Below are 21,745 nucleotides of genomic sequence, written 5' to 3' on the forward strand. Positions count from 1 at the left end.
TTCACGCCCCTTCACCCAAATAAGCGTTTCTGACAACTTGATTGGAATTTATGCTTGCCGGATCACCCTCAGCTATTTTTTTGCCATAATCAAGTACTGTAATATAATCGGATATTTCCATTACTAAATCCATGTGATGTTCAATCATCAAAACGGTAATCCCAGCCTCCCGGACTTTATTAAGCAACTTAGAAAACTCCATAGTCTCTGTATCTGAAAGGCCAGCACATGGTTCATCTAGTACTAGAAGTTCTGGTTTCATACTCAGAGCTCGCGCCAGTTCTAATAACTTCTGTTGGCCCGCTGAAAGGCTTTCCGGTTCATTATTCGCTTGATTACTTAGATCTATTAAATCAAGGTAATCCATTGCTTCATAAATTGATTTTCTTTCTTCATTCTTCATTTTCCTTGTACGGAACATGGTATCGGTCAGTGAATAGCTATAAAATAGACGTCCCCCCATTGCAACATTATCAACCACCGAAAGATTGTTAAAGAGTCTCACATGTTGAAATGTTCTCGAGATCCCCTGCCTAACTAGATCAATAATACTTTTACCTGTAATGTCCTTATCATTAAAAATAACCATTCCTGTTGATGGCTTATCAACTCCAGTAATTATGTTTAAAGTTGTGGTCTTGCCGGCACCATTCGGACCAATTAGTGAGTGAACCGTCCCTCTTTTAATCGTCATGTTTAGATTTTCTACAGCTGTATGTCCCCCAAATTTCTTAGTAAGATTCTTGATAATTAAAATATCATCATTATCAAAATTATTACCATTACTCACAACATTCCGCTTAATATCAAATACTTTTTGGTCCCTTTTTTCCATAATATATTGATTATCATCTATTTCTCTAAAATGCTTCTTAATGGTTCCTGCGATACCCGCCGGAAGTACTTGTGGGATTATGACAAGAAGAGCGCCATAGACAATCTGTTTCAAGTCAGGTGCTGCATTAAATAATTCCGGTATCATCGTAGCAATGATAGCACCGACTATTGGACCACTCAGAGTCCCTTGTCCACCCAAAACCACCATCAAAAGAATGAATACTGTAAATTGAAAACTGAAGGTATCAGGGCTTAAATAGCCACTATAACTAGCATAAATACCTCCGGCTATTCCAGCCAGTAATGAACTAAAAAAGTAGCCTATTATTCTATATTTACTAAAGTTAATTCCGACCCCGGCTGCTGCAATCTCATTGTCTGTCATTGCAATTAAATCTCTACCCCATCGACTTTTAACGATGTTCCTCTGTACGATAACACAAATTACTACTATTAGTAATATGAAATAGTACTTTTGAAGGGTATCTAGAGTGAATCCGAAAATATTCCAAGTAGGGACGAATAGCCCCTGTGAACCACCAGTAAACCAGGTCCATTCATTAAACACTCGATGCGCCATTTCTAGTAAACCAATACTTATAAGAGCTAGGTAATGGTGTTTTACTTTAGATGCCGGAAGGGAAACTAGCAAACCCACTAAAGCAGCTGCTAGTGCCCCTGCTATAAGTCCCGCGAAAAACGGCATGTTGTAGGCGGTAATGGCCACTGCTGAAACATATGCCCCAACACCAAAATGTGCGGCAAAAGCAAAAGAAGTTATACCACTAAAGCCTGCAGAAATGTTATATCCAATTGCTAGGATAATATATATGAATATTAAACTTACTAATCGCAAGTAGTAGCTACCTGCCATTAGTGGAATAACTAAACTAATCAATAAAAGAGCAACCCAAAGGATAGTGAAATAAATTCTATATTTTTTCTGCGCTGAAGTTGCCTTTATTGAAAATTTTGGCACCTAATATCCCTCCCGGTAAAACTATAATGAATATAATCATAACTAAAAAGATAACGGCATCTTTTAATCCACCAGGGATCATCGTTCCAACAATTCCCTCTAACAAACCTAAGGTAATCCCACCAACAAACGCTCCTTTGGTATTACCTAAACCTCCGATTAACGCTGCTGCGAAAGCCTTGATACCAACTGCATATGTCATTGTATAGCTAGCAAAAGTTATGGGTGCAATAAGTGCACCTGCTATTGCCGCAACACCACCTGATATCGCGAAACAGGTCAACACAACGACATTACTTCGAATACCCATGATTCTTGCTGTATCCGGTTTATAAGATACAGCCCTAACAGCTCTACCAAAACTAGTTTTCTGAATTACAAATTGATAAACTATACCTATCGATATTGCAATGATAATCATCATGATTTCGTGCAACATAATATTTGCACCGAAAATACGGATATCCTGACCATCAAAAAGGAATGGGAAAGCTTTTGGTTCCGTTCCGAATAGCATTCGGGCAATATTGTCTATAATGATACTTGCACCGAAGAGAGTTACAATCCAACTTGAATTTTTCGATAAATCTCCTAATCTTTCGACCGCTGTCTTATAAATCAATATACTTAGTAATATGTTAATAAGTATTGCTAACAAAATAGCAACTAAGTAATTCATATTAAAAGCACTTATGAACCAGTAGCTTGTCATGGCTCCTATCATAATAACGGAGCCATGTGCAAAGTTAATGATACGTGTTGTAGAATAAATTATACCTATGGCAAGCGCCATTAAGGCATACATGCTTCCATTAGCAAGAGCAAATATTAGTTCCTGCATATATACTCTCCTCTCCTCTCTTATCTTCCCAGTCTCATCATGTTGTAGCAGCGCCACTTACAATTATGCATTGCCCTGATAAGAAGCTTGCATCATCACTAGAAAGGAAAGACACAACACTGGCAATTTCATTAGGTTTTCCAAGTCTTCCTAAGGGGGTGTTCTTTATATGTTCATCCATAATTTCCTTTGGGACAGTTTTATACATGTCTGTTTCAATATAACCAGGAGCAACGCAGTTCACGATAATATTCTTTGGTCCCCCTTCCTTCGCCAGAGTTTTTGAAAAGCCAATTAATCCTGCTTTTGATGTTGCGTAATTAGCCTGACCTACATTACCAAATGCAGATATGGACGAGATGTTTACAATCTTTCCGATGGCCTTATTCCTCATAATGGGTATAACGTGTTTACAAAGGTAATATGCACCTTTAAGATTTACATTTATAACAGCATCCCAAGCCTCTTCTGACATCTTGTGAAACATACTGTCCTGTGTAATACCAGCATTATTGACAAGTATGTCAATAGTACCGAAATGTTCCATAGCTTGAGAGACAGCTATTTCTACTTGTTTTTCAATTGATACATCACACTGAATGGGCAGAACTTTAGCACCACTATTATCGAGTCTTGAAATCATTTCTTTCGCCATGTTCAGATCATATTCAAGTACTGCAATACCTGCAATACCATCCTTTAGAAAACGATTAACTATAGATTCACCGATACCTTTACCACCCCCAGTAACAATTGCGTATTTACTTTTTAATTTCCCCATAATATTACCCTCCCAAAAATTAAACCGAATTTCATCTCTGAATTCTATTTTCCAAATGATCACGGCTTCAAAATTTAAACTTATATAAGATTTTCTTTTATTGATTTCCTGGTCATATATAAAGGATAAGTCTCCCACTTACATAAAACCCAAGTTAAGTTGGCCTCCCCAAATTCCTTCACTACCCTAATACTGCTCATCATTGTCAGCTAACCAGATAAAGAAGGATCACATTAAAAATTAAGGAGACCGACATCATATAGTTCTAAACTATTTTTTTATATAAAGATCGCCATTAAACATTTCTGAGATGCTGGCCATATCCAATTCTGCTAAAGGGTATCCCTCGTGAGATTCCTCCGAAAAGGCATATTGTTTTACAAAAACCGATTCGAATTCCTCCACACTATTTTCCAATACCTTTTTAACTTCATCGGTATCAGTTGTACCTGCTTTTTCAATTGCCCACTTTAGTAAATAAACTGCCTCATAACTTGGTACTACGGAAGTAGGGTTTGTATCACGTTTTTCATATTCGCCGTATTCATTAATAATATTTTGATATATCTCCCAATATTTTGGCTCTAACTCTGTTTTACCAGAAGCCACTGCCCAGTTGTTCATAGAAATAACTGACACTTTATTAGCTCCAGGGCCAGCCAGTTCCTTAAAGTTTGGCATGGCCACTCCTGTATAGCCTAAAATATTCAATTTATCAATATAGTCGATTCGTTCCAGAGACCTTACAATCTTTGCCCCGTCAGCTCCTAAGGTCCAGAACAGTGCAACATCTGCGTTAGCCTCTTTTATTTTTTGTGCGATAGGCGTCATGTCTGGATCATCCGACTTATAAGTAGCTATTATAGTAGGCTCAACGCCATATTCTTTTAGCGTCTCTTCCATAACAGCAATTCCATCCACGCCAAGGGCAGAGGTATCAGCAACCAAAGCAATATTCTTATATTTTTTCTCTACTGCAATTTTGACAAGAGCCTTTGCCTGTGTAGCATTAGACGGCGTTATTCTAAAAGCATAGGGATTGTCTTTGCTGATAAGATTTGTACCTGTCGCTACTGGCAACATAGAAATAACTTTACTTTCCTGAAGATATGCCATTGAAGCTGCTGCTGGAGTCGAATTTGTAGGTCCAATCAGAAAGTTTGCCTTTTCCTTGTCCACTAATTCCTCCACAAATGTTTTGGATTTTGTCGGGTCAGCCTCATCATCACGTGTGGCGATTCTCACCTGAGCACCCATGATACCTCCATTCTCATTAATTTCTTTTACCGCAAGTTCTACTCCTTGTGACTGCGCTTTCCCAAGTACAGCACTTGTTCCACTCATCGCTCCGATATTACCAATTACTATTTCACTAGGTGAACTATTACCTTCTTTAGGTGAACTACTACCTTCTTTTTCATTACTACAAGCGGTAACAAGTAATAAAACGCTTAAAAGAATTGAACTAACAAGTTTTTTTCTCATCTTAATCCCCCTCATTTTTTTCTGATAACAAAGTTAAGTTTAGTATTAAGAAATATTCTGTGACCAACAAATATATCCAAGATACCAATCCCAAAAGCGTGTAAACCCTTACATAATAATCAGCCTCCTTACTATTTACTGAGAGTTGATCACTAGCGTCGCATAAAAAACAACATCTGCGATTGATGAGTTAATGCCTTTCCACACGCCTAATCTAACGAAAACGCTTTCATCATTAGCAACCAAATACATTTTCTTCATACATATTGCCATCGATTGCAATTAGCACTTATGTTTTTATTTGATAGAATTGAATTATTTAAGCCTCAGTATTTTCAATAATAATGGCAATACCTTGTCCACCACCGATACAAAGTGAAGCTAGACCATACTTAGCTCCTCTTTTCTTTAACTCTAAAGCTAATGAATATGTAATACGGGTCCCGCTTGAGCCGACCGGATGGCCTAGAGCAATAGCACCTCCATTAACATTAACTTTACTCGCATCAAGTCCTAATTCTTTAATTACCGCTAAAGACTGAGCTGCAAAAGCTTCATTTAGCTCAAATAAATCAATATCTTCAAGTGTTAAACCTGCTTTTTCTAAAGCTTTTTTGCTAGCTGGTACAGGACCAATTCCCATAATACTAGGATCTACCCCTGCAACGCCCCACGAGACAATTTTCGCAAGCGGTTTTATATTATGTTCGTATATATATTCCTCAGATGCCAATAATACAGCAGCCGCCCCATCGTTAATTCCACTAGCATTACCTGGCGTGACAGTTCCCTCCTTCTTAAAAGCAGGCATCAACTTGGCTAAACCTTCTACAGATGTGCCTTCACGAATATGCTCATCCCTATCAAAGATGATTTCCTCACCTTTTCTACCTTTTAATCTAACCGGGACGATTTCTTCTGCAAAACGACCACTATTTCTTGCAGCAATTGCCTTGTTTTGTGAATCTACGGAAAATTGATCCTGTTCTTCACGCGAAATCGAATATTTTGTTGCTAGGTTCTCAGCCGTCATTCCCATTCCACATCCAACATGATTATCTGTTAACGTCTCCCATAACATGTCCTCAACAATTGGCGCCTTGTTTGGTGATCCAAAACGTGTACTTCTTAATACATGTGGGGATAAGCTCATATTTTCTGTCCCACCCGCTACGATTACATTTGCATCCCCTAAAGCAATGGACTGTGCCCCAGATACAATCGACTGTAAACCTGATCCGCAAAGTCGATTTAATGTTAATGCCGAAGATTTCTCTTCTAAACCACTTTTTAAGCCAATATGTCGAGCCAAATACGCTGAATTTTTATTCGTTTGAATGATGTTACCAAATATAATTTCATCAATATCCGTAATTGGAATACTACTTCGCTTAATCGCCTGTGTTGTTGCGATCACTCCTAAATCGACTTCGCTAATATCCTTTAAAGATCCTCCAAAGGTACCAAATGCAGTTCTTGCACCATCAATAATATAAGTATTCATTTATTAGCTTCCTCCTTTTGCTTTTTTAAACTTGGATAGGTACTTAGTAAATGTTTAATTAAGTCCGTATCACGTTCAATAACATAACCATCAAGGCCCTTGCCTGGATAGTTGTAAAATCCTTGTCCAGACTTCACACCAAATGCACCTGCCTCAATTCGATCATCAATAATTTTGTAACTTCGGTCACTCGATTCAATTTTGGACTGTAATTCGCGAATGGTTATGTTCCAAATATCTAGCCCACCAAAATCCATAATTTTCATTAAACCACTAGAAGAAAATCTAAAACCAGGACCGGCGAAAATAGCTGTATCGAGATCTTTTTCACTGACCACGCCATCTTCAACTAAGGAAAGTGCCTCTCTTGCAAGTGCTATCTGAATCCGATTAGCAACAAGGCCAGCTACTTCTTTTTTAACTTCAATCGTTACTTTATTATTCACTTCTAAAAAATCTTTTACTTCATTAAATACCTTATCATCTGTCTCTTCAGTTCTTAAAAGTTCTACAAGAGGAACGATATGGGCTGGATTGAAAAAGTGTGTCAACATTACTCTATCTTTGTGCTTCTCAACATTCACAGTAATTTCTGAAAGTCGTAAACTCGACGTGTTAGAAGCTAGAATTGTTTGTTCCCCGCAAATAACATCTAATTCTTGAAAGATCCTTTGTTTCAATGCTAAATTTTCTGAAATACTTTTGATGATGAAATCACGGTCTGCCAAATCATTTAATTTTGTTGTAAATGTTATATTGGACATAACTTCTTCAACACTTATAGGAATGTTATATCCCTCTTCACGAAATATTTTTAAGTAAATACCGAATTTCCCCTTCGCAATATCAAGCGCTTCTTCAGATAGATCACATAACATCGTCTTCGTTCCATTAAGTGCAAATTGAAAAGCAATCCCAAAACCCATCGTACCAGCGCCAAGAATTCCAACTTGTTTAATCAAAACGTTTCACCCTTTCCTACTGAATAGAACTTAATCTCAATAACCAAGCTTTCTATCGTTCTAGTACCTTGTCCTTCAAATACGTTAATTCGAAGCCCACTTTCTCACTTAATGCTTCAATAGTGATATCTTCAAGTATTTCAACCACTTTAACACCATTTTCAGTAAATTTAAAAACAGCATATTCAGAAACTAATAAGTCTACCCGCCTTATACCACTTGTGTTATATGTTAGATTTTTGACGAGCTTAGATTCTCCATGTTTGTTAAATAATGTTGCCGCGACAATGACTTTCTTAGCTCCTATTAATAAATCCATCGCCCCACCAACACCTAGAATTGGTTGATTCGGAACCGCCCAATTAGCAATTTCTCCGTTTATATCAACCTGCAACACTCCTAGTATTGCAACATCTACATGACCACCGCGAATGAGTCCAAAAGAGTCAGCACTACTAAAAAATGAAGAACCTTTTAAAATACTCACTGGCTCCTTACCTGCACTAATTAGATCTATGTCAATCTTCTCCTCTATGGGTGAAGGCCCCATGCCTAGCAGCCCGTTCTCCGACTGTAAGTAAATCTTCCTACCTCCTAAATACTCGGTAACTAAAGTAGGTATGCCAATTCCTAAATTTACAATTTGTCCTTCTTCTAACTCTTCTGAAATGCGTTTGGCGATTAAATACCTTTTATTTTGAACCAACGTATGTGCCACCTTTCTTTACATATTTACTTTCAATAATGTAATCTACATAAGCGTGTGGTGTCACAATATATTCTGGGTCTAATTCTCCAACATCGACAATCTCATCCACCTCGGCGATGACAATTTTACCAGCCGTCGCAATCATAGGATTAAAGTTTCTCGCAGTCGTGTGGTAAATTAAGTTACCTAGTTTATCTGCTTTCTTAGCTCTAACTAGTGAAACATCTCCCTTAATGGCCTTTTCAAAAATATAACGTTCTCCATCAATTTCACGCTCTTCCTTACCTTTAGCCAGCTCTGTTCCTACAGCTGTTTTTGTATAGAATCCGCCAATGCCCGCACCGCCAGCTCTAAGCGCCTCAGCAAGTGTTCCTTGGGGTATTAATTCAATTTCTAATTCACCATTTTGCCAAGCAATTACTGCTTCTTTGTTCGTTGTAAAAAATGACCCAATCGCTTTCTTAATTTTCCCTTGCATGAATAATTTGTGTAAGCCTTGACCGTCATCTCCCAAATTGTTACTTACAATTGTCAAATTCTTGATGTCAGTTTCCAATAACTCATCTAAAATTGTTAATGGGGTTCCCGACAAACCGAATCCGCCAACTAATAACTTATCGCCACTTTTAACTAAATCCCTTAATTCCTCTTTTTCAATTACCTTTTTCATTTTTCATCCCCCTTGAGAAAGTGTTTTCTTGTGATTGATGATTAGTTGCTAAAGATTCAGTTGCAATAAATAAAGTCTGTCAGTAAACAGATGCATTCTAATTACTAGACTAGAGTCTAGTTGGACTGTGGTCTAATTGTACTTTAACCGGGAAGATTCTGTCAATATGAATTTTGATTTTTTAAAAAAATTAATCAATTTAAAGGTGTGTAATTTTAATAAATCAAAGAGAAACAGAGTTTTAAGGATTTATTAAAGAGACGAATGATAGGGCGAATAACTTTTGACATAAGCATACTTCCCTCAGATTGAAGCAGGGGGCAGTCGTACAAGATATCCAAGAGCGATTAGGTCATTCAGACATCAATATATTAATACAACAATTCACATTTACGCTAATATGACCAAAAAACATCGAAGAAAAGACCTTTTGTGAGTTCAGTGAACTTACAAAAGATCTTCTCTAAATAGCAGTTTAATATCGTATTGAAATTTGAAGAAGACATTACTCTAATTCTCACCTTACAAATCCTTACATATCAAGGGTTCAAGGTTCTTCTTACATCATGCCGCCCGTAAGGTGAAAGTGTGTAATATCTTTAACGATGTGTTCTAAAAGTACGGTATATCAAAGTTTTAGCTAATCAGAGGTGTAACATCTTTAACGAGAATTAAGCGTTTTTCATTTGATTGCGTGAGCAAAATGTTAGCATCTATTCACACTCTCTTCCTTTGCGGAGTGTTCATAATATCAAGAGTAAAGTGAAAAAATATTTTGACAGCAACCTCTTTGCTTTGACTACATGACTTCAAAGTCGGCATAATTAAATTACTTATTTTATGAAAAACAGGTAAAAAGAATGAAAGATCAAGTTGCATTTATACTGCTTCTTAAGGTCTTTATTTTAAGTTATATACAAAAACCATGCTTTAGACATCGTCTAAAGCATGGTTTTTATTTAAACTAATATTAAACTGCTAAGTTGATTTTTTTAGCTCATCTACTTATTGAGTCTATTAACTGGAAAAAATATTCGGGTTTATGAGTCTTATTTAGGTTATACCATGAATGCAATGTATCTGGTGCAAATACATCTAATTTCTTCATTACTTCCATCGCAAATTCCAGAGGAGCTACCCCTGATGCAGTAACCAAATTCTCGCCAGATACTACAGGTTCCATCTCATAAAATTTTTCTCCTTTATAATTAGGACAGACCATTTTAATATACTCTAAGTCATTACTTGTATGCTTTCTAGAATCTAGGTATCCAACATTCGCTAGTCCCTCAGTTGCACCACAAATTGCAGCAACAATAGTGCCTAGCTTTAAAGCCTCGCCAATTTTTTTCAAAATAGGTTGATGAATATCTTCTCCCCAAGTATTCCCTCCAGGTAAAATTATAAGATCCGTACTCTCAAGAGTACACTCATCAAGGGAAATATCTGGTTTTATGCTCAGTCCTCCCATTGTAGTAATAATTTCTTTATTAGCTCCTACTGTAATTACTTTTAATGGTGCTAAATCTTTTTTGAAATATCTTCCTGAGTTTAGTTCAGCAATTAAATATCCATATTCCCAGTCCGACATTGTATTAAATACATAAAGAAAAACTTTTTTTGTTTGCATCCAATAACACTCCAATCACATTTAATATAGCCAAATATAACATGACTTCCCTGACACCTAGCGTCAGGGAAGTTAACAAATTTGATGAAATTTTATTAATTCCGACAAAACTTCAACCAGTCTTTTCTTAAGACTGATTGGCTCAATAACTCGAATAGATTTACCGTACGGTAAAAGCAAATAAGGTACATATGTATGTATCATATCTTTCTCAAGGAGAAATACTGCTTGATTTGAAGTCCACTCTTGTAAATAATGTCCTAAAAACCAATGTTGGCAAATATCACCCAATGCCCTTTTATCTCCATTAATAACCAAAGAAATAATCCCTTCCTTATCTTCTATAGTTGGAACAAGGTTTTTCATAAAGAAGTCACGTGCTGAAAAATTTTCTGGTCGGTTAAACTTATTTTCGGTTAACATTAGACTTTCCATTCGATCTACTCTAAAACTACGGATATCATTCCTAAGATGACAAAATCCAATCACATACCACTTATTATTCCAATAAATAATCCTGTACGGATCCACCATTCTATACTTTGATTGCCCTTCGCCACTTTTATAGTATAGAATTTTTACAGAGTATCCGTCAGCTACGGCCTGCTCCAATTCCTTCAAAAAAGGTTCCATAGCGAGGGAACTTAATCGACTTATTACTTCAAGACTAGTTAAATGTTGATTTATCTTTGTTTCCTGCTCTTGATTCGAATATTTTCTTAGCTTTGAAATAGCCCTATTTAGTGCTTCACCTCCATAATATCCCGCTTCTTCTGCAAAAATAGCAGCGTGAAATAGCGAGGTTTGCTCCTCAAAATCAAAAAAAAGTGGAGCTTCAATAAAATTGTTCAATAAAGTGTACCCACCGTTATGTCCTGCGTCTGAAATTATAGGTACACCACTTATTGAAAGTGTATCAATATAACGATATACAGTTCTTATATTCATCTCTAGCTTTTCTGAAATTTGTTTTGCAGTAATTTTTTCACCTGAACTAAGCATCCATAGAATTACTAGTACATTGTCAATTTTAGCCACAGAATCCACCTCTATATGGAAATAGTTTTATTTTAAAATCACACTAAAAACACTACCTATTCATTGAATTTCTATTTAAAAGTAAGAAAACCGAAAAAGCTAAAACAACTTACCATGTAATTTTTGAACTTGATCTTTTAATTGTTTGTTCTCTTCTTCTAGTGCCTTTATACGTTTTTTTAAGGTCTTTATTAATACTTCCTCTGAACGGACACTTTTACTAGTTTTACGAGGGTTTAACTCACTCATTTGCATCCCTTAATGTCTCCACTCTAGTTCTAATATCTTTTTGTTTGTAAAGCCATGACTTTGAAACATTTGCTTTTTGTGCAACGGAATTAAAATTAATCTTCTCTTTTTTCAATGTCATCTCTGAAATTGTATTTTCAACCTTAATTCTTGTCTTCTCCGACTTTTCTTTGGATAGTTGAATTATGGCAGTTGTGTTACTCTTTCTAGTCATCTCAATTCGTCTCCTTTAACGAATGAATAGATGCCAAAACGCGTTGTTTTCTTTATTTTCCGGTCCAAGCCTATTACAATTTTCATATTGAGGCTTTGAATTCCTTTATTTTTTGCATCAAACCCTAATGAATTTTTCAGAGGTAACTAATTATTAAGTCGTTTGTTAACTTCAATCCTAATGAACTCTGGCAAATAGCTGGGAGTACATCCTTTTGCTACTATTTCATCTTTGTAAAGACCCGTTTTCTCACCAAGTTTAATACAACGTGCGCGATTCTTTTCATCATAAACGCCTATCCAGCCTGCGGTGAAATTCATAGCCCATTGAACTTCCGGTTCTTCCTGCGTAATATTAGCTTCTAATGCAGATAGCAAGTCTGCGGTGTTATCAGGCGGTGTTTGTCCAGTCCATCTCAATCGCCCTTGATAATACCAGAAAGCTCGCCTTTGAAGAGCAGAAGGACTATTTCCCCATGACTCCATCAATGCAATTTTCTTCTTGTCTTTGGTGAGCTGATTAGCCATTAACCAATCCATTAAGTTATTTCGCTCATCAAAAGTGTGAGTTTGCATATCCTTATCAAGCTTATTTAGCACATCTTGTGAAAGAAGTTTTTTGTCCATAATTAAGATTGCTAATAGTCTGGGCAAGAACTCTTCGGTTGACCAAAGTTCCACAGCTAGTTCGTGATCTTTTTTAATGTCCTTCGCGATTTTTCGTAAGTCGCCTAGCTTAGTTTTACTATTGATCTGAGGGAGAATGTTTTCTGCTTTTGATGAGCGTTTTATTTCTGTACCTTTATTTTCATTCATTTTATACAACTCCTTTATTAAAGCATTGTTTCTTAATATGTCCTTGACAGGATATATCAAGAACTTAATTTCGTTATAAGTCTCATTGCAGTGGTGTGCCTCCAAAGTTTACCTTTTTTAATATTGTAGCATATATCGTATTAAAGCTTTCTCCACCTATAATAGAAAAGCAACCTTCTTTAATATAAGTAATAACATTTCATTCCTTTTAATTGGAAACGAAAACAGTTTCAGTTGGTGACACCAAAAACGAAAAAATCTAGACGGAAAATTGTTGTGGATGAAGATGTGATCAAAGCTTTGAGCCTTCACAAAGAAACTCAAGCAAAAACCATTCAGCAGTTAGGTGATGCTTACAATAATCAAGACTTCATCTTTGCTAAAACAGAGAGACATCCAAGATATCCTATCGTCATTAAAATGGTACAACTCAGGATAGCTAGACTTATTGCAATCACAAAATTAAACAAAGACTAAACACCTCACTTATTGAGACATACACACACTTCACTTTTAGCAGAAGCAGGTGTCGCACTCGAACAAATCATGGGTAGACTTGCCCATTCAGATGATCAAATCACCAAGAATGTCTATCTCCACGTAACACAAGAAAAGAAAAAAGAAGGTTCCCAAAAGTTTACACAACTCATGAGAAGCCTCGATAATAATCCTCTATGTAAGAAAAAAACTCTTTTAACCTATATTGCCCCGCTATAAGTAGCTTTCTGATTTCTACATTCATTACCTTGGAAATCATCCAAAACAATTCCGTTCTCTATTGTTTATCCCAGCAAAGCAAGGGCGTACGTTCTCATCAGATTTTAACAAAGCTACACCTAAAAAAGAGTAACGATTACTCGTCACTCTTCTCTACAGTGTTTTTAGCACTTGAATACAATCCTGAGGCTGATAACCCTAACATTGCACCAACTAATATACCCTGTTTTAAATCAAAGTCAGCCACATAAATCACACCTACAGCAATACCGATTACTAAAGCGATAAACGGCAACACTTTTTTACTCACGCCAGCCCTTTTAAACAACTCCACAATCCCCAATATCAGAGGAATTAAGACTACATCGTAAACTTCAAACATTTAATCACCTCTTTCCCTTCTACTATTTTATGAACTACTCGTCCTTTCGGTAACGGCCTATTTCCTGTATTTCCATTGAATGTTTTGCCACAACAAAGCTACCATTACTACAATGTGGACTCCTACAGTCACTGTGCCGTTCAACATACAATATCGTCTTACCCCCTTATCGAACTTGTAATAAGCCGAATTAGCGGATTCTAAAGCTTCAGTCATGTCATTTTTAGCCATTGTGCTAAAAAAAGTCTTAATGCCCGTTAGATGATCATTTTAACGTCTCCGTCAGCCATTCCATCACTCCTTATTTTGGGTAATTAAAAAGAACGCCTGATTAGACGTTCTTGATTTGTCCCTTACTATTCTTTTTGAAGTCCCTCTTTTTTTACTACTGATAAATTAATCACGAATTCTTTCTTCACAAACTTATTACGAAATTCAGCAAGCGAGATTTAAAGCAAAAGCTATAAAAACCTTATAATAGTATTTGGTGACAGCTATTCAAACCGTCACTTAAACACATTTCGTTAATAAAAAGACCATGAATGAACGGCTAGAAATGTATGAACCCTTTCCTTTATCAATCTTATTAAAAAGGTCTGTCCATAAATTATTCTTAATACGTAAACACCAAGTAGTTAGTAACTCGTATACATATAAAGAATAGTTGCACTCTACAAATAATTAGCAAAACCAACCTACCCTCATGAAAAAAGCGAAGTTATTCACTTGCATTTCGCAAATTATTTACCTCATCTATTTACATGCCGCAATTTATCGACAATTTAATCACTTGCAATATGCAAATTTCACACATAGTAATCCCCTCATCCCTGATTACTACTTAGTTCCCTCGCAGCTTTACCTCCAATACATGCATAGAGCGAAGGACTGTTTCACGTTCAAAGTCATTCATAGAAGCCAAGGCATTCTCCATTTTGGAAGCAATGATTCCATTGATGGCCACCACCATGTCACTGCCCTTTCCAGTTAACGACAATAAATATATTCTCCGGTCTCCTTCATAAGGAGTTCGGACGACCAGCTCTTTCTTCTCCAACGTACCAATCTGTCTGGAAAACGTCGTGATGTCCATACCGACAGCTTCAGCCACCATTTGCATGGACGGTTTATTCATTAATGAAATCTCATAAAGTATTGAACTTTGAACGATTGAAATCACATTGCAACTCGACTTATGAATGCCACGCATGCTTTTAGATAACGAGTGAAAAATAGGAATAATTTTTTCCATTAATGAATTCCCCCCACCAACTCTTTCTACAATTATACAGCAAGAAAAGTATAAGTAACTGTATTGATAGAAAATTCAATCCCTTGCATATGAGTGGCTTTGGCGAAATGCAAAAACGCGTCCATATAGTTGGACGCGTTGGATATCATGTATATGTAATTTCGCCTTCATCTTGGATATCAATTCCATTTTTGAGATGAACCGTGGTCTTTAAAATAAGCGTTTGGATTCGAGTTTCCGATTCGCTCTCCCATCGCTCGTCAGGTACCATTTCAAACGAAATCATCCATGTTTCTTTTGATTTGATGTCACTCATTATTTCAATAGATTGTTTTGCAATAATCACTTCATCAATTTCCGACCGTTTCAACAACTCAATCACAATAAAATCGACGAGTTCATCACTGGCATCCCCATCGATATAAACCGTGCCGGAAAGTGTTTCACCAAAAGCGACATTCGGTCCATCGACGTTTGTATTAACGGTCATTTCTCCATATTCAATCGTTGATAAAAACTGCCTTACCATGTTCTATTCCCCCAATCTTCGACCATCCGGATCTTCATAATATAAGCCTTCAGCAGCTACATGTTTATTATACCGTATTTTGAACAATTTAAATAAATGTGTTACCCCAACTTTAATGAGTGCATATCCCGGGATTCCGAGAACGACACCGGGCACACCGAACAACGATCCTGCAGTGAGTAAAACAAAAATGATAGTGACCGGATGTGTATGCAATGATTTCCCCATAATTTGCGGTGAAATAAACTTCCCTTCGATGAGTTGAACAATTGTCCAAACGATTGCTAACTTGATAAGCATGAAGGGCGATGCCACGGCGATAATGACTGCAGGAGTAATTGCGATAAGCGGTCCTAGGTACGGGACGACACTTGTAAACATTGCAATGACACCGAGCAGTAACGCGTATTTCATTCCGATGATAAGAAACCCAATTGAAACCATGACACCAATGCAAATCGCGACAAGAATTTGCCCCTGGATATAAGAACTAATTTGGTGATCCGCATCGCGAAGAATGGTTTTAGCGTCATTACGCATGTGCGGAGGCAGCATCTGAACAAAGTAACGTGGCAGCTTCTCCCCATCTTTCAATAAATAGAAGAGAATAAAGGGCACCGTAATAATTGCAAGAACAAAACCAGTTAAAGCAGAAATGAAAGAACTAAGACCACTTGCAATTCCACCGACCGCATCCGTGAAATACTTTCCGATATCCCCTTGCCCAGATTCAAGGATATTTTTTACATTAATATCCAAACTTTCATAATAAGAAGCGAAAATCGATGTTCTTAAAAACTCATCGATTTTCAGCACCATCTGGCTGAAATATGTAGGGAAGTCTTCGACAAGGTTATTAAACTGTATTTTCAAGAATGGAAATACCATAAAGACCAGCAAGGTGATAAGACCCATGGCTCCGATGAATAGAATTAATATACCCCAGATTCGTGGTATTTTGATTTTTTCTAATAAACGTAAGATGGGCCTTAGTAAGTAATAAGCAATTGTTGCAAGAATGACTGGCAATACTACCGTCGAGAAAAAGACAGTAATCGGATAAAAAATGAAAGAAATCCGATTAAAAATAAGTATGATTAAGCCAATCAATAATAGTGAAATGAGAACAAACAACGTGCTACGCCCACCTAAAAAACGAATTATATTCGAAATCGGTTTATTTCTATTCTCATCAGCTTCCATGGGCATCCTCTACTCTCGTCAAGTTTGTGCTATTAATCCAACTTCATATTAAGGAATTTTGAGATCGCCTCTTTATTTTTCACTTTATCCACTTCAATAACAGATCCAGCGTGTGGATACGAATTAAATGAATAGGATCCCTCTATTGGAACAGTCATCGTTTCAACTTCTGCACCTTTTTTCATTATAAGGGAGATTGCACGTGAAATTTCGTCTTTTGACGTTAAGTCCGTATTGATGAAACCTGATAACGCTCCTGCAAGCTTCGGCACATTTGCAATCATTCCTGGTCGCATCGCTTCGTCCTTCATCGCAGAGATTACTTCTTGTTGTCGTGCAACTCGACCAAAATCACCTTCTTCATCTGCACGAAAACGCGCATAGCCAAGTAATTCCTTGCCGTTCAACTGTTTTTTTCCTGGCATAAGTGTAACGCCAATCTTTTCTGACATTTCTTTTTTAACATCAATCTCTACTCCGCCTGGAAACGCAATATCAACAATCGATTCAAAGTTAGCAAAATCAACAATTGCATAGTGATGAATAGGGACACCAAACATCCCTGTTATCGTGTCTTTCGTAGTCTGCAGTTTGCCGAGATAATAGGCGGTATTTAACTTATACGACTTGTATGCTGGAATCTCCGCATAAATATCACGCATAAATGAAATCACCCGTATCTTCCCAGCACCCTTATCCCAAGATAGCACCATCATCGTATCTGTCCGCGATTTCCCACTGCCATCATCGTCCACACCGAGCAGTAAGTAATTTTCAACGGATGTATACTTCGGATCTGTAGCATCCCCTTTAAACGGACCCGGGTCAATCCCATTGTTTTTTGCCAACGATTTCCCCGCATTGTATTCAGTATATGAATACAACCCAGCTCCGATAAAACAGAGTGTGACTATTAAAAAGATGACCCTGCCGATGCGAAGTTTTTTCTTTCTTCTTCTTTTCGGTACTGGCCCTTCATAATGTTCTTCCATTATTGATTCCTCCAAAAAGTGATATCTCCATTAGGACGAACAGGAAGTCTCTTGGTTGCGTCTAATTATTTCAATTATAACACGATGGGCCCTTGAGGTTAACCTTAACTATTTTTTGCGCGGATCTAGGTCTGTTAATGTAGTTATATCCATTAATATTTATTCTATAATGGTCGATTTACAACAGTTCCCCACTCCCCCCATTACATCCCTGCATATGTTACATAGATGTTGGTGAAGAAAGGTGGTGTAAGATATGGGACGTGAACATGGTGGTGGAGAAGGTAGCTCGTTTGCTTTGCTTGTTGTGCTTTTTATACTATTGATAATCATTGGCGCAAGCTTCATCTATTAATATAAAAAATAATCCAATCTCAACCGCTCATTAGCATCTCTCAACTGTAAGAGCGCTTAGTAGGCGCTCTTTTTGCTGTTGTACTAAACAGAGGCAAACAACTATTTTCTACTATTCTAATTATGATACAATTTACTTATATGCAATGAAAGGGTGTTGGTAACGATGACTAAAGAAATAGTTGAAAAAGCCACATTTGCTGGTGGTTGTTTTTGGTGTATGGTGAAACCATTTAAAGAGTGGGACGGTATCCACGACGTCGTATCCGGTTATATGGGAGGACATGTTGTGAATCCTACATATGAAGATGTCAAAAAGGGCGACTCTGGTCATTTAGAGGTCGTCGAAATCACATATGATCCATCCGTTTTTTCCTATGATAAATTACTGGATGTATTTTGGCAGCAAATCGACCCGACCGATGCAGATGGACAATTCCAAGACCGCGGACATTCGTATTCAACAGCTATCTTCTATTATACAGATGAGCAGCGTCAAATTGCCGAAACGTCTAAAGATAAACTTGGTGCAAGCGGTACATTCTCTAAACCGATTGTGACACCAATCCGTCCCACTGAAACATTTTACCGTGCAGAAGACTATCACCAGGATTATCACGCAAAAGAACAAGAGCATTACGAAGAAGACCGCGCACTTTCTGGTCGGGATGAATTTATCGCAGGGCACTGGTCGTAACAGTAAGAACTGGAGTGCCCGACAATGTATTTCGTTAAACTACTAGCAATTTCTATGATATTCTTTATTTTTGGGATTAAAGCAGGACTTCCAAGCTAAGTCCCATCATATATGTAAAAAACTGAATAATGAGCGCTTATCAAAGTACTCATTATTTAGTTTTTCCTGTTCTAAAAGAATAATCAATTTTACTAGAATTAAGATTGATAAACTTCTATTATTTAACTACAAAATGTTGGATATACGGCGTCATATCTTTTAAAACGGCACGTAAACATTCAGGGTATAATGCGACTTCATTCAGTTCTTTGATTGGTGTCCATTTAAATATTAATCGCTCGCCTTCAATGCCATGAAAAGGGGCTTCGTTATATGAAGATGGATTCCCCTTTGATGTTATCGCATAATAAAAGCCAATTTCATGAAAATCTCTCCCGCCATGTTCAAAGAAATTCTCGATGACCAAAGCCATTCGGTCCACATGCACGTCAATTCCCAATTCTTCACGAAATTCCCTTTTAAGGCTGCTTTGCGAATCCTCCGCAATTTCAACTCTTCCCCCAGGAAGAGACCATTGCGACTCATTTACATCCCGATGTAATAAAACATGCCCATTTTCAATCCAAATTCCAGCTACTCGATAATTAAATACAGCTTTTTCAGTTTTAAATACAACATCCATGAATTTCATTCCCTTCAAGTCAAGCTTTCTTATTTTGACTAGTTGTATAATCAAATGCAACAACCTTAAAACATGAAAAGCCACAGACAAACCGTGTATGATTAGGTCGACTAAAACACAATCAATACGGAGGTTTATCTATGGCACAAACACATTCTACCACATTTAAACGCACCTATAAACGAGGCATGATTGCAGCGCTTCACGGCGAAGGGAAAATCCATGCAGGACATCTCAAACTCGATCGACTATGACCGTAGTATAATCTGGCGTGAATTAAAGCGTGGTACCGTAACACAGTTGAAAACCGGCCGCACCATGTACGAAGCCCACTTCCCAGAGACAGCCCAAGTCAAATACCAAGAAAATCAGAAAGCTTGCGGTGCCAAACCCAAGCTTGATGAAACCATTGAATTTATCAAGTTTGTAGAGGCTAAGATATTGTATGATGAGTGGTCACCCGACGACGTCTGCGGATTTGCATAGCGCAACAATCTCTTTGATAAGGCACGCGTTTGTACAAAAACATTTTACAACTATATTGAGCTCAGACTCATCACTGTCAAAAATATTGATTTACCTATGAAGGTTCGCCTAAACACAAAAACAAAAAGAAGCCGGGTAAACAAGCGTGTTCTTGGTCGTAGTATCGAAGAGCGCCCGACTGAAGTCGAGGATCGTGAAGTATTCGGCGATTGGGAAATCGATACTGCCATCGGAAAGAAGAGCCAGGACGAGGCACTTTTCACAATTACTGAACGTAAAACCCGTAAGGAGATCACCTTAAGGATTCTTGCCAAGAGTAGCTAAGCGGTAAGTGCTGCTTTCTGTGAACTACGAGACTAACTTCGCAAAGCTGTTTAAAACAATTATCGCTGATAACGGATCCGAATTCTCCGAACTTAATACTTCCGTCTTCCGTGAAGGTACAGAGGTCTTCTTTGCCCATCCCTATACATCTTGCGAACGTGGAACGGATGAGGACCATAATGGATTAATCCATCGTTTTATCCCGAAGTGGAAAACAATCACTTCAGTTTCTGAAGATACAATTCGCTATGCAGAAAACTAGTGTAATCGCCTGCCTAGAAAGATTCTTGGGTATCAAACGCCTGATGAATGCTTCTTAGAAGAACTCTCCAATATAGCTTGAGTAACGGTTCGTCTGTACTTTCATGATTTATTGCATTTAAGGTAGAAAAATTAATAGTGTTTAGCTTATAATTTAAATGGGTGATTAAAAGTGACTATTCAACGTAAAAAGTTAATTGATACCTGCGATAACCGCAGGCTGTACAGTAAATATTCACAAAAAAGTACACCGAGCGTAATTTTCATAGCTGGATTAGGCGATAGTTGTGAGACTTGGAACGAGGTCCAAGGCCGAATATCTCAGGAAACATCTACCTTTTCTTACGACAGGGCGGGTGTTGGCAGGAGCCGTGTGACATCCGCCCCGCGGACTTGCCTTGATCTGGTAGAGGAGCTTTCCGAATTGTTGCTAGAGCTTGAGGTCCAACCGCCCTATGTATTGGTGGGGCATTCTTTTGGCGGTTTGGTCGCCAGATTGTATGCAAGCCTTTATCCGCAGGTCATTTCCGGTATAGTTTTGGTTGATGCTGCGCCCGAATATAAAGAGCTTGCGTATGAAAAGGTTTTGCCTGAAAAGTTGGTTGCAGGAAATAGGGAATATTTCGAGAATCCTATGTTAAATAGTGAGAAGATCGATAAGGTACAGAGTTATAAACAAATCGTTGATTATTTCCGAATAAGTGACATTCCTCTCTCAATTATCACAAGAGGCTTACCGGATAAGAGTGACGGGGAATGGCCTGATAAGGAAATACTGGAAATTGAGCAAAGGCTGCAAGTAGATTTCCAGTGGCTGTCAACGTCAAGCAAACACCGGATTGCTGGTCGGAGCGGACATTATATTCATCACGATGAACCGGAAATTGTGATCGAGGAGATTATTATAATGCTGAAGGGGATGGGAAAGCAAACGATGCAAGGATGAAATTTATGTTGGACCTTCAAATAATTAATAGTGAGCATTACCGGCCTTGTGAAGGTGAGTTGCTGCAGGATTTCGTAACTCTGATGTGGAAGAAACAATCCGTTACGCCGAGGACTGGCGCAACCGTCTACCTAGAAAGATTCTAGACTACCGCACGCCATAAGAGTGCTTGTTAGAAGAACTCGCTAACATCGCCTGAGTCATGG

22 protein-coding genes and 2 pseudogenes are annotated in these 21,745 nt (G+C 37.7%); 6 read left to right on the forward strand and 18 right to left on the reverse strand.

Annotated features, from left to right (window positions below):
- Position 1: 1 nt before the first annotated feature.
- The 12 genes and pseudogenes from MKY15_RS18970 to MKY15_RS19025 all read right to left on the reverse strand — a co-directional run bounded on the left by MKY15_RS18970 (position 2) and on the right by MKY15_RS19025 (position 12,714).
- On the reverse strand, positions 2-1,816 hold the full coding sequence (locus tag MKY15_RS18970) for a branched-chain amino acid ABC transporter ATP-binding protein/permease (protein WP_342538241.1): 1,815 nt from the start codon (positions 1,814-1,816) through the stop codon (positions 2-4).
- Positions 1,770-2,657 carry a branched-chain amino acid ABC transporter permease gene (locus MKY15_RS18975; protein ID WP_067209413.1) on the reverse strand — a complete coding sequence of 296 codons (888 nt, stop codon included), beginning with the start codon at positions 2,655-2,657 and terminating at the stop codon, positions 1,770-1,772. Before MKY15_RS18975 ends, MKY15_RS18970 begins: the two co-directional genes overlap by 47 nt.
- A 37-nt stretch (positions 2,658-2,694) precedes the next feature.
- On the reverse strand, positions 2,695-3,438 hold the full coding sequence (fabG, locus tag MKY15_RS18980; RefSeq protein WP_342538242.1) for a 3-oxoacyl-ACP reductase FabG: 744 nt from the start codon (positions 3,436-3,438) through the stop codon (positions 2,695-2,697).
- 270 nt (positions 3,439-3,708) lie between these two features.
- Positions 3,709-4,923: an ABC transporter substrate-binding protein gene (locus MKY15_RS18985; RefSeq protein ID WP_342538243.1), complete on the reverse strand. Its 1,215-nt coding sequence runs from the start codon at positions 4,921-4,923 to the stop codon at positions 3,709-3,711.
- 319 nt (positions 4,924-5,242) lie between these two features.
- Positions 5,243-6,427: an acetyl-CoA C-acetyltransferase gene (locus MKY15_RS18990; protein ID WP_342538244.1), complete on the reverse strand. Its 1,185-nt coding sequence runs from the start codon at positions 6,425-6,427 to the stop codon at positions 5,243-5,245.
- The gene (locus tag MKY15_RS18995; RefSeq protein ID WP_342538245.1) at positions 6,424-7,389 is read right to left on the reverse strand and encodes a 3-hydroxyacyl-CoA dehydrogenase family protein; all 966 of its coding nucleotides are present in this window, start codon (positions 7,387-7,389) and stop codon (positions 6,424-6,426) included. The genes MKY15_RS18990 and MKY15_RS18995 overlap by 4 nt, the downstream gene beginning before the upstream one ends.
- 52 nt (positions 7,390-7,441) lie before the next feature.
- Positions 7,442-8,095, reverse strand: coding sequence for a 3-oxoacid CoA-transferase subunit B (locus MKY15_RS19000; protein WP_342538246.1), 654 nt, complete (start codon positions 8,093-8,095; stop codon positions 7,442-7,444).
- Entirely contained in the window at positions 8,082-8,768 is a 687-nt protein-coding gene (locus tag MKY15_RS19005; RefSeq protein WP_342538247.1) for a CoA transferase subunit A, read from the reverse strand. Before MKY15_RS19005 ends, MKY15_RS19000 begins: the two co-directional genes overlap by 14 nt.
- Before the next feature lie 997 nt (positions 8,769-9,765).
- Positions 9,766-10,398 carry a type 1 glutamine amidotransferase family protein gene (locus MKY15_RS19010; RefSeq protein WP_067209427.1) on the reverse strand — a complete coding sequence of 211 codons (633 nt, stop codon included), beginning with the start codon at positions 10,396-10,398 and terminating at the stop codon, positions 9,766-9,768.
- A 72-nt stretch (positions 10,399-10,470) separates the two neighbouring features.
- Positions 10,471-11,436 (reverse strand): YafY family protein, encoded by a 966-nt coding sequence (locus MKY15_RS19015; RefSeq protein WP_342538248.1) that lies wholly within the window; start codon positions 11,434-11,436, stop codon positions 10,471-10,473.
- Positions 11,437-11,535: 99 nt separating this feature from the next.
- Positions 11,536-11,899: pseudogene (locus MKY15_RS19020) on the reverse strand (DUF6262 family protein).
- A gap of 146 nt (positions 11,900-12,045) precedes the next feature.
- Positions 12,046-12,714, reverse strand: a complete 669-nt coding sequence (locus tag MKY15_RS19025) for a DNA alkylation repair protein (protein ID WP_342538249.1) — start codon at positions 12,712-12,714, stop codon at positions 12,046-12,048.
- Positions 12,715-12,990: 276 nt separating this feature from the next.
- Here MKY15_RS19025 and MKY15_RS19030 point away from each other — a divergent pair, with 276 nt between their 5' ends.
- Together MKY15_RS19030 and MKY15_RS19035 are read left to right on the forward strand one after the other, a co-directional pair.
- Positions 12,991-13,191, forward strand: coding sequence for a hypothetical protein (locus tag MKY15_RS19030; RefSeq protein ID WP_255428428.1), 201 nt, complete (start codon positions 12,991-12,993; stop codon positions 13,189-13,191).
- Between the two features lie 12 nt (positions 13,192-13,203).
- Positions 13,204-13,431 carry an integrase gene (locus MKY15_RS19035; RefSeq protein ID WP_255428429.1) on the forward strand — a complete coding sequence of 76 codons (228 nt, stop codon included), beginning with the start codon at positions 13,204-13,206 and terminating at the stop codon, positions 13,429-13,431.
- A 136-nt stretch (positions 13,432-13,567) separates the two neighbouring features.
- Here MKY15_RS19035 and MKY15_RS19040 read toward each other — a convergent pair whose 3' ends face one another.
- From MKY15_RS19040 to MKY15_RS19060, 5 genes are all read right to left on the reverse strand, one after another.
- On the reverse strand, positions 13,568-13,813 hold the full coding sequence (locus MKY15_RS19040; RefSeq protein WP_067209436.1) for a hypothetical protein: 246 nt from the start codon (positions 13,811-13,813) through the stop codon (positions 13,568-13,570).
- A gap of 841 nt (positions 13,814-14,654) precedes the next feature.
- Positions 14,655-15,065 (reverse strand): MarR family winged helix-turn-helix transcriptional regulator, encoded by a 411-nt coding sequence (locus MKY15_RS19045; protein WP_067209437.1) that lies wholly within the window; start codon positions 15,063-15,065, stop codon positions 14,655-14,657.
- A 145-nt stretch (positions 15,066-15,210) separates the two neighbouring features.
- Positions 15,211-15,594, reverse strand: coding sequence for a sporulation protein (locus MKY15_RS19050; protein WP_067209440.1), 384 nt, complete (start codon positions 15,592-15,594; stop codon positions 15,211-15,213).
- A 3-nt stretch (positions 15,595-15,597) separates the two neighbouring features.
- A complete protein-coding gene (locus tag MKY15_RS19055; protein WP_187044880.1) occupies positions 15,598-16,803 on the reverse strand; it encodes an AI-2E family transporter in 1,206 nt (401 codons plus the stop codon).
- Positions 16,804-16,829: 26 nt separating this feature from the next.
- The gene (locus tag MKY15_RS19060; RefSeq protein ID WP_067209453.1) at positions 16,830-17,789 is read right to left on the reverse strand and encodes an LCP family protein; all 960 of its coding nucleotides are present in this window, start codon (positions 17,787-17,789) and stop codon (positions 16,830-16,832) included.
- A gap of 256 nt (positions 17,790-18,045) precedes the next feature.
- Here MKY15_RS19060 and MKY15_RS19065 point away from each other — a divergent pair, with 256 nt between their 5' ends.
- Positions 18,046-18,144: a YjcZ family sporulation protein gene (locus MKY15_RS19065; RefSeq protein ID WP_082786576.1), complete on the forward strand. Its 99-nt coding sequence runs from the start codon at positions 18,046-18,048 to the stop codon at positions 18,142-18,144.
- Between the two features lie 165 nt (positions 18,145-18,309).
- Positions 18,310-18,840: a peptide-methionine (S)-S-oxide reductase MsrA gene (msrA, locus tag MKY15_RS19070; protein WP_187044881.1), complete on the forward strand. Its 531-nt coding sequence runs from the start codon at positions 18,310-18,312 to the stop codon at positions 18,838-18,840.
- A 217-nt stretch (positions 18,841-19,057) separates the two neighbouring features.
- Here msrA and MKY15_RS19075 read toward each other — a convergent pair whose 3' ends face one another.
- Entirely contained in the window at positions 19,058-19,576 is a 519-nt protein-coding gene (locus MKY15_RS19075) for an NUDIX hydrolase (protein ID WP_255428430.1), read from the reverse strand.
- Between the two features lie 86 nt (positions 19,577-19,662).
- Between MKY15_RS19075 and MKY15_RS19080 the strand changes: the two are divergent.
- Positions 19,663-20,675 (forward strand): annotated as a pseudogene (locus tag MKY15_RS19080) (IS30 family transposase).
- Positions 20,676-20,765: 90 nt separating this feature from the next.
- A complete protein-coding gene (locus tag MKY15_RS19085; protein ID WP_342538251.1) occupies positions 20,766-21,539 on the forward strand; it encodes an alpha/beta hydrolase in 774 nt (257 codons plus the stop codon).
- Positions 21,540-21,745: the final 206 nt, after the last annotated feature.

The organism is Sporosarcina sp. FSL K6-1540 (genome assembly GCF_038620285.1).
Taxonomy (GTDB): Bacteria; Bacillota; Bacilli; order Bacillales_A; family Planococcaceae; genus Sporosarcina; species Sporosarcina psychrophila.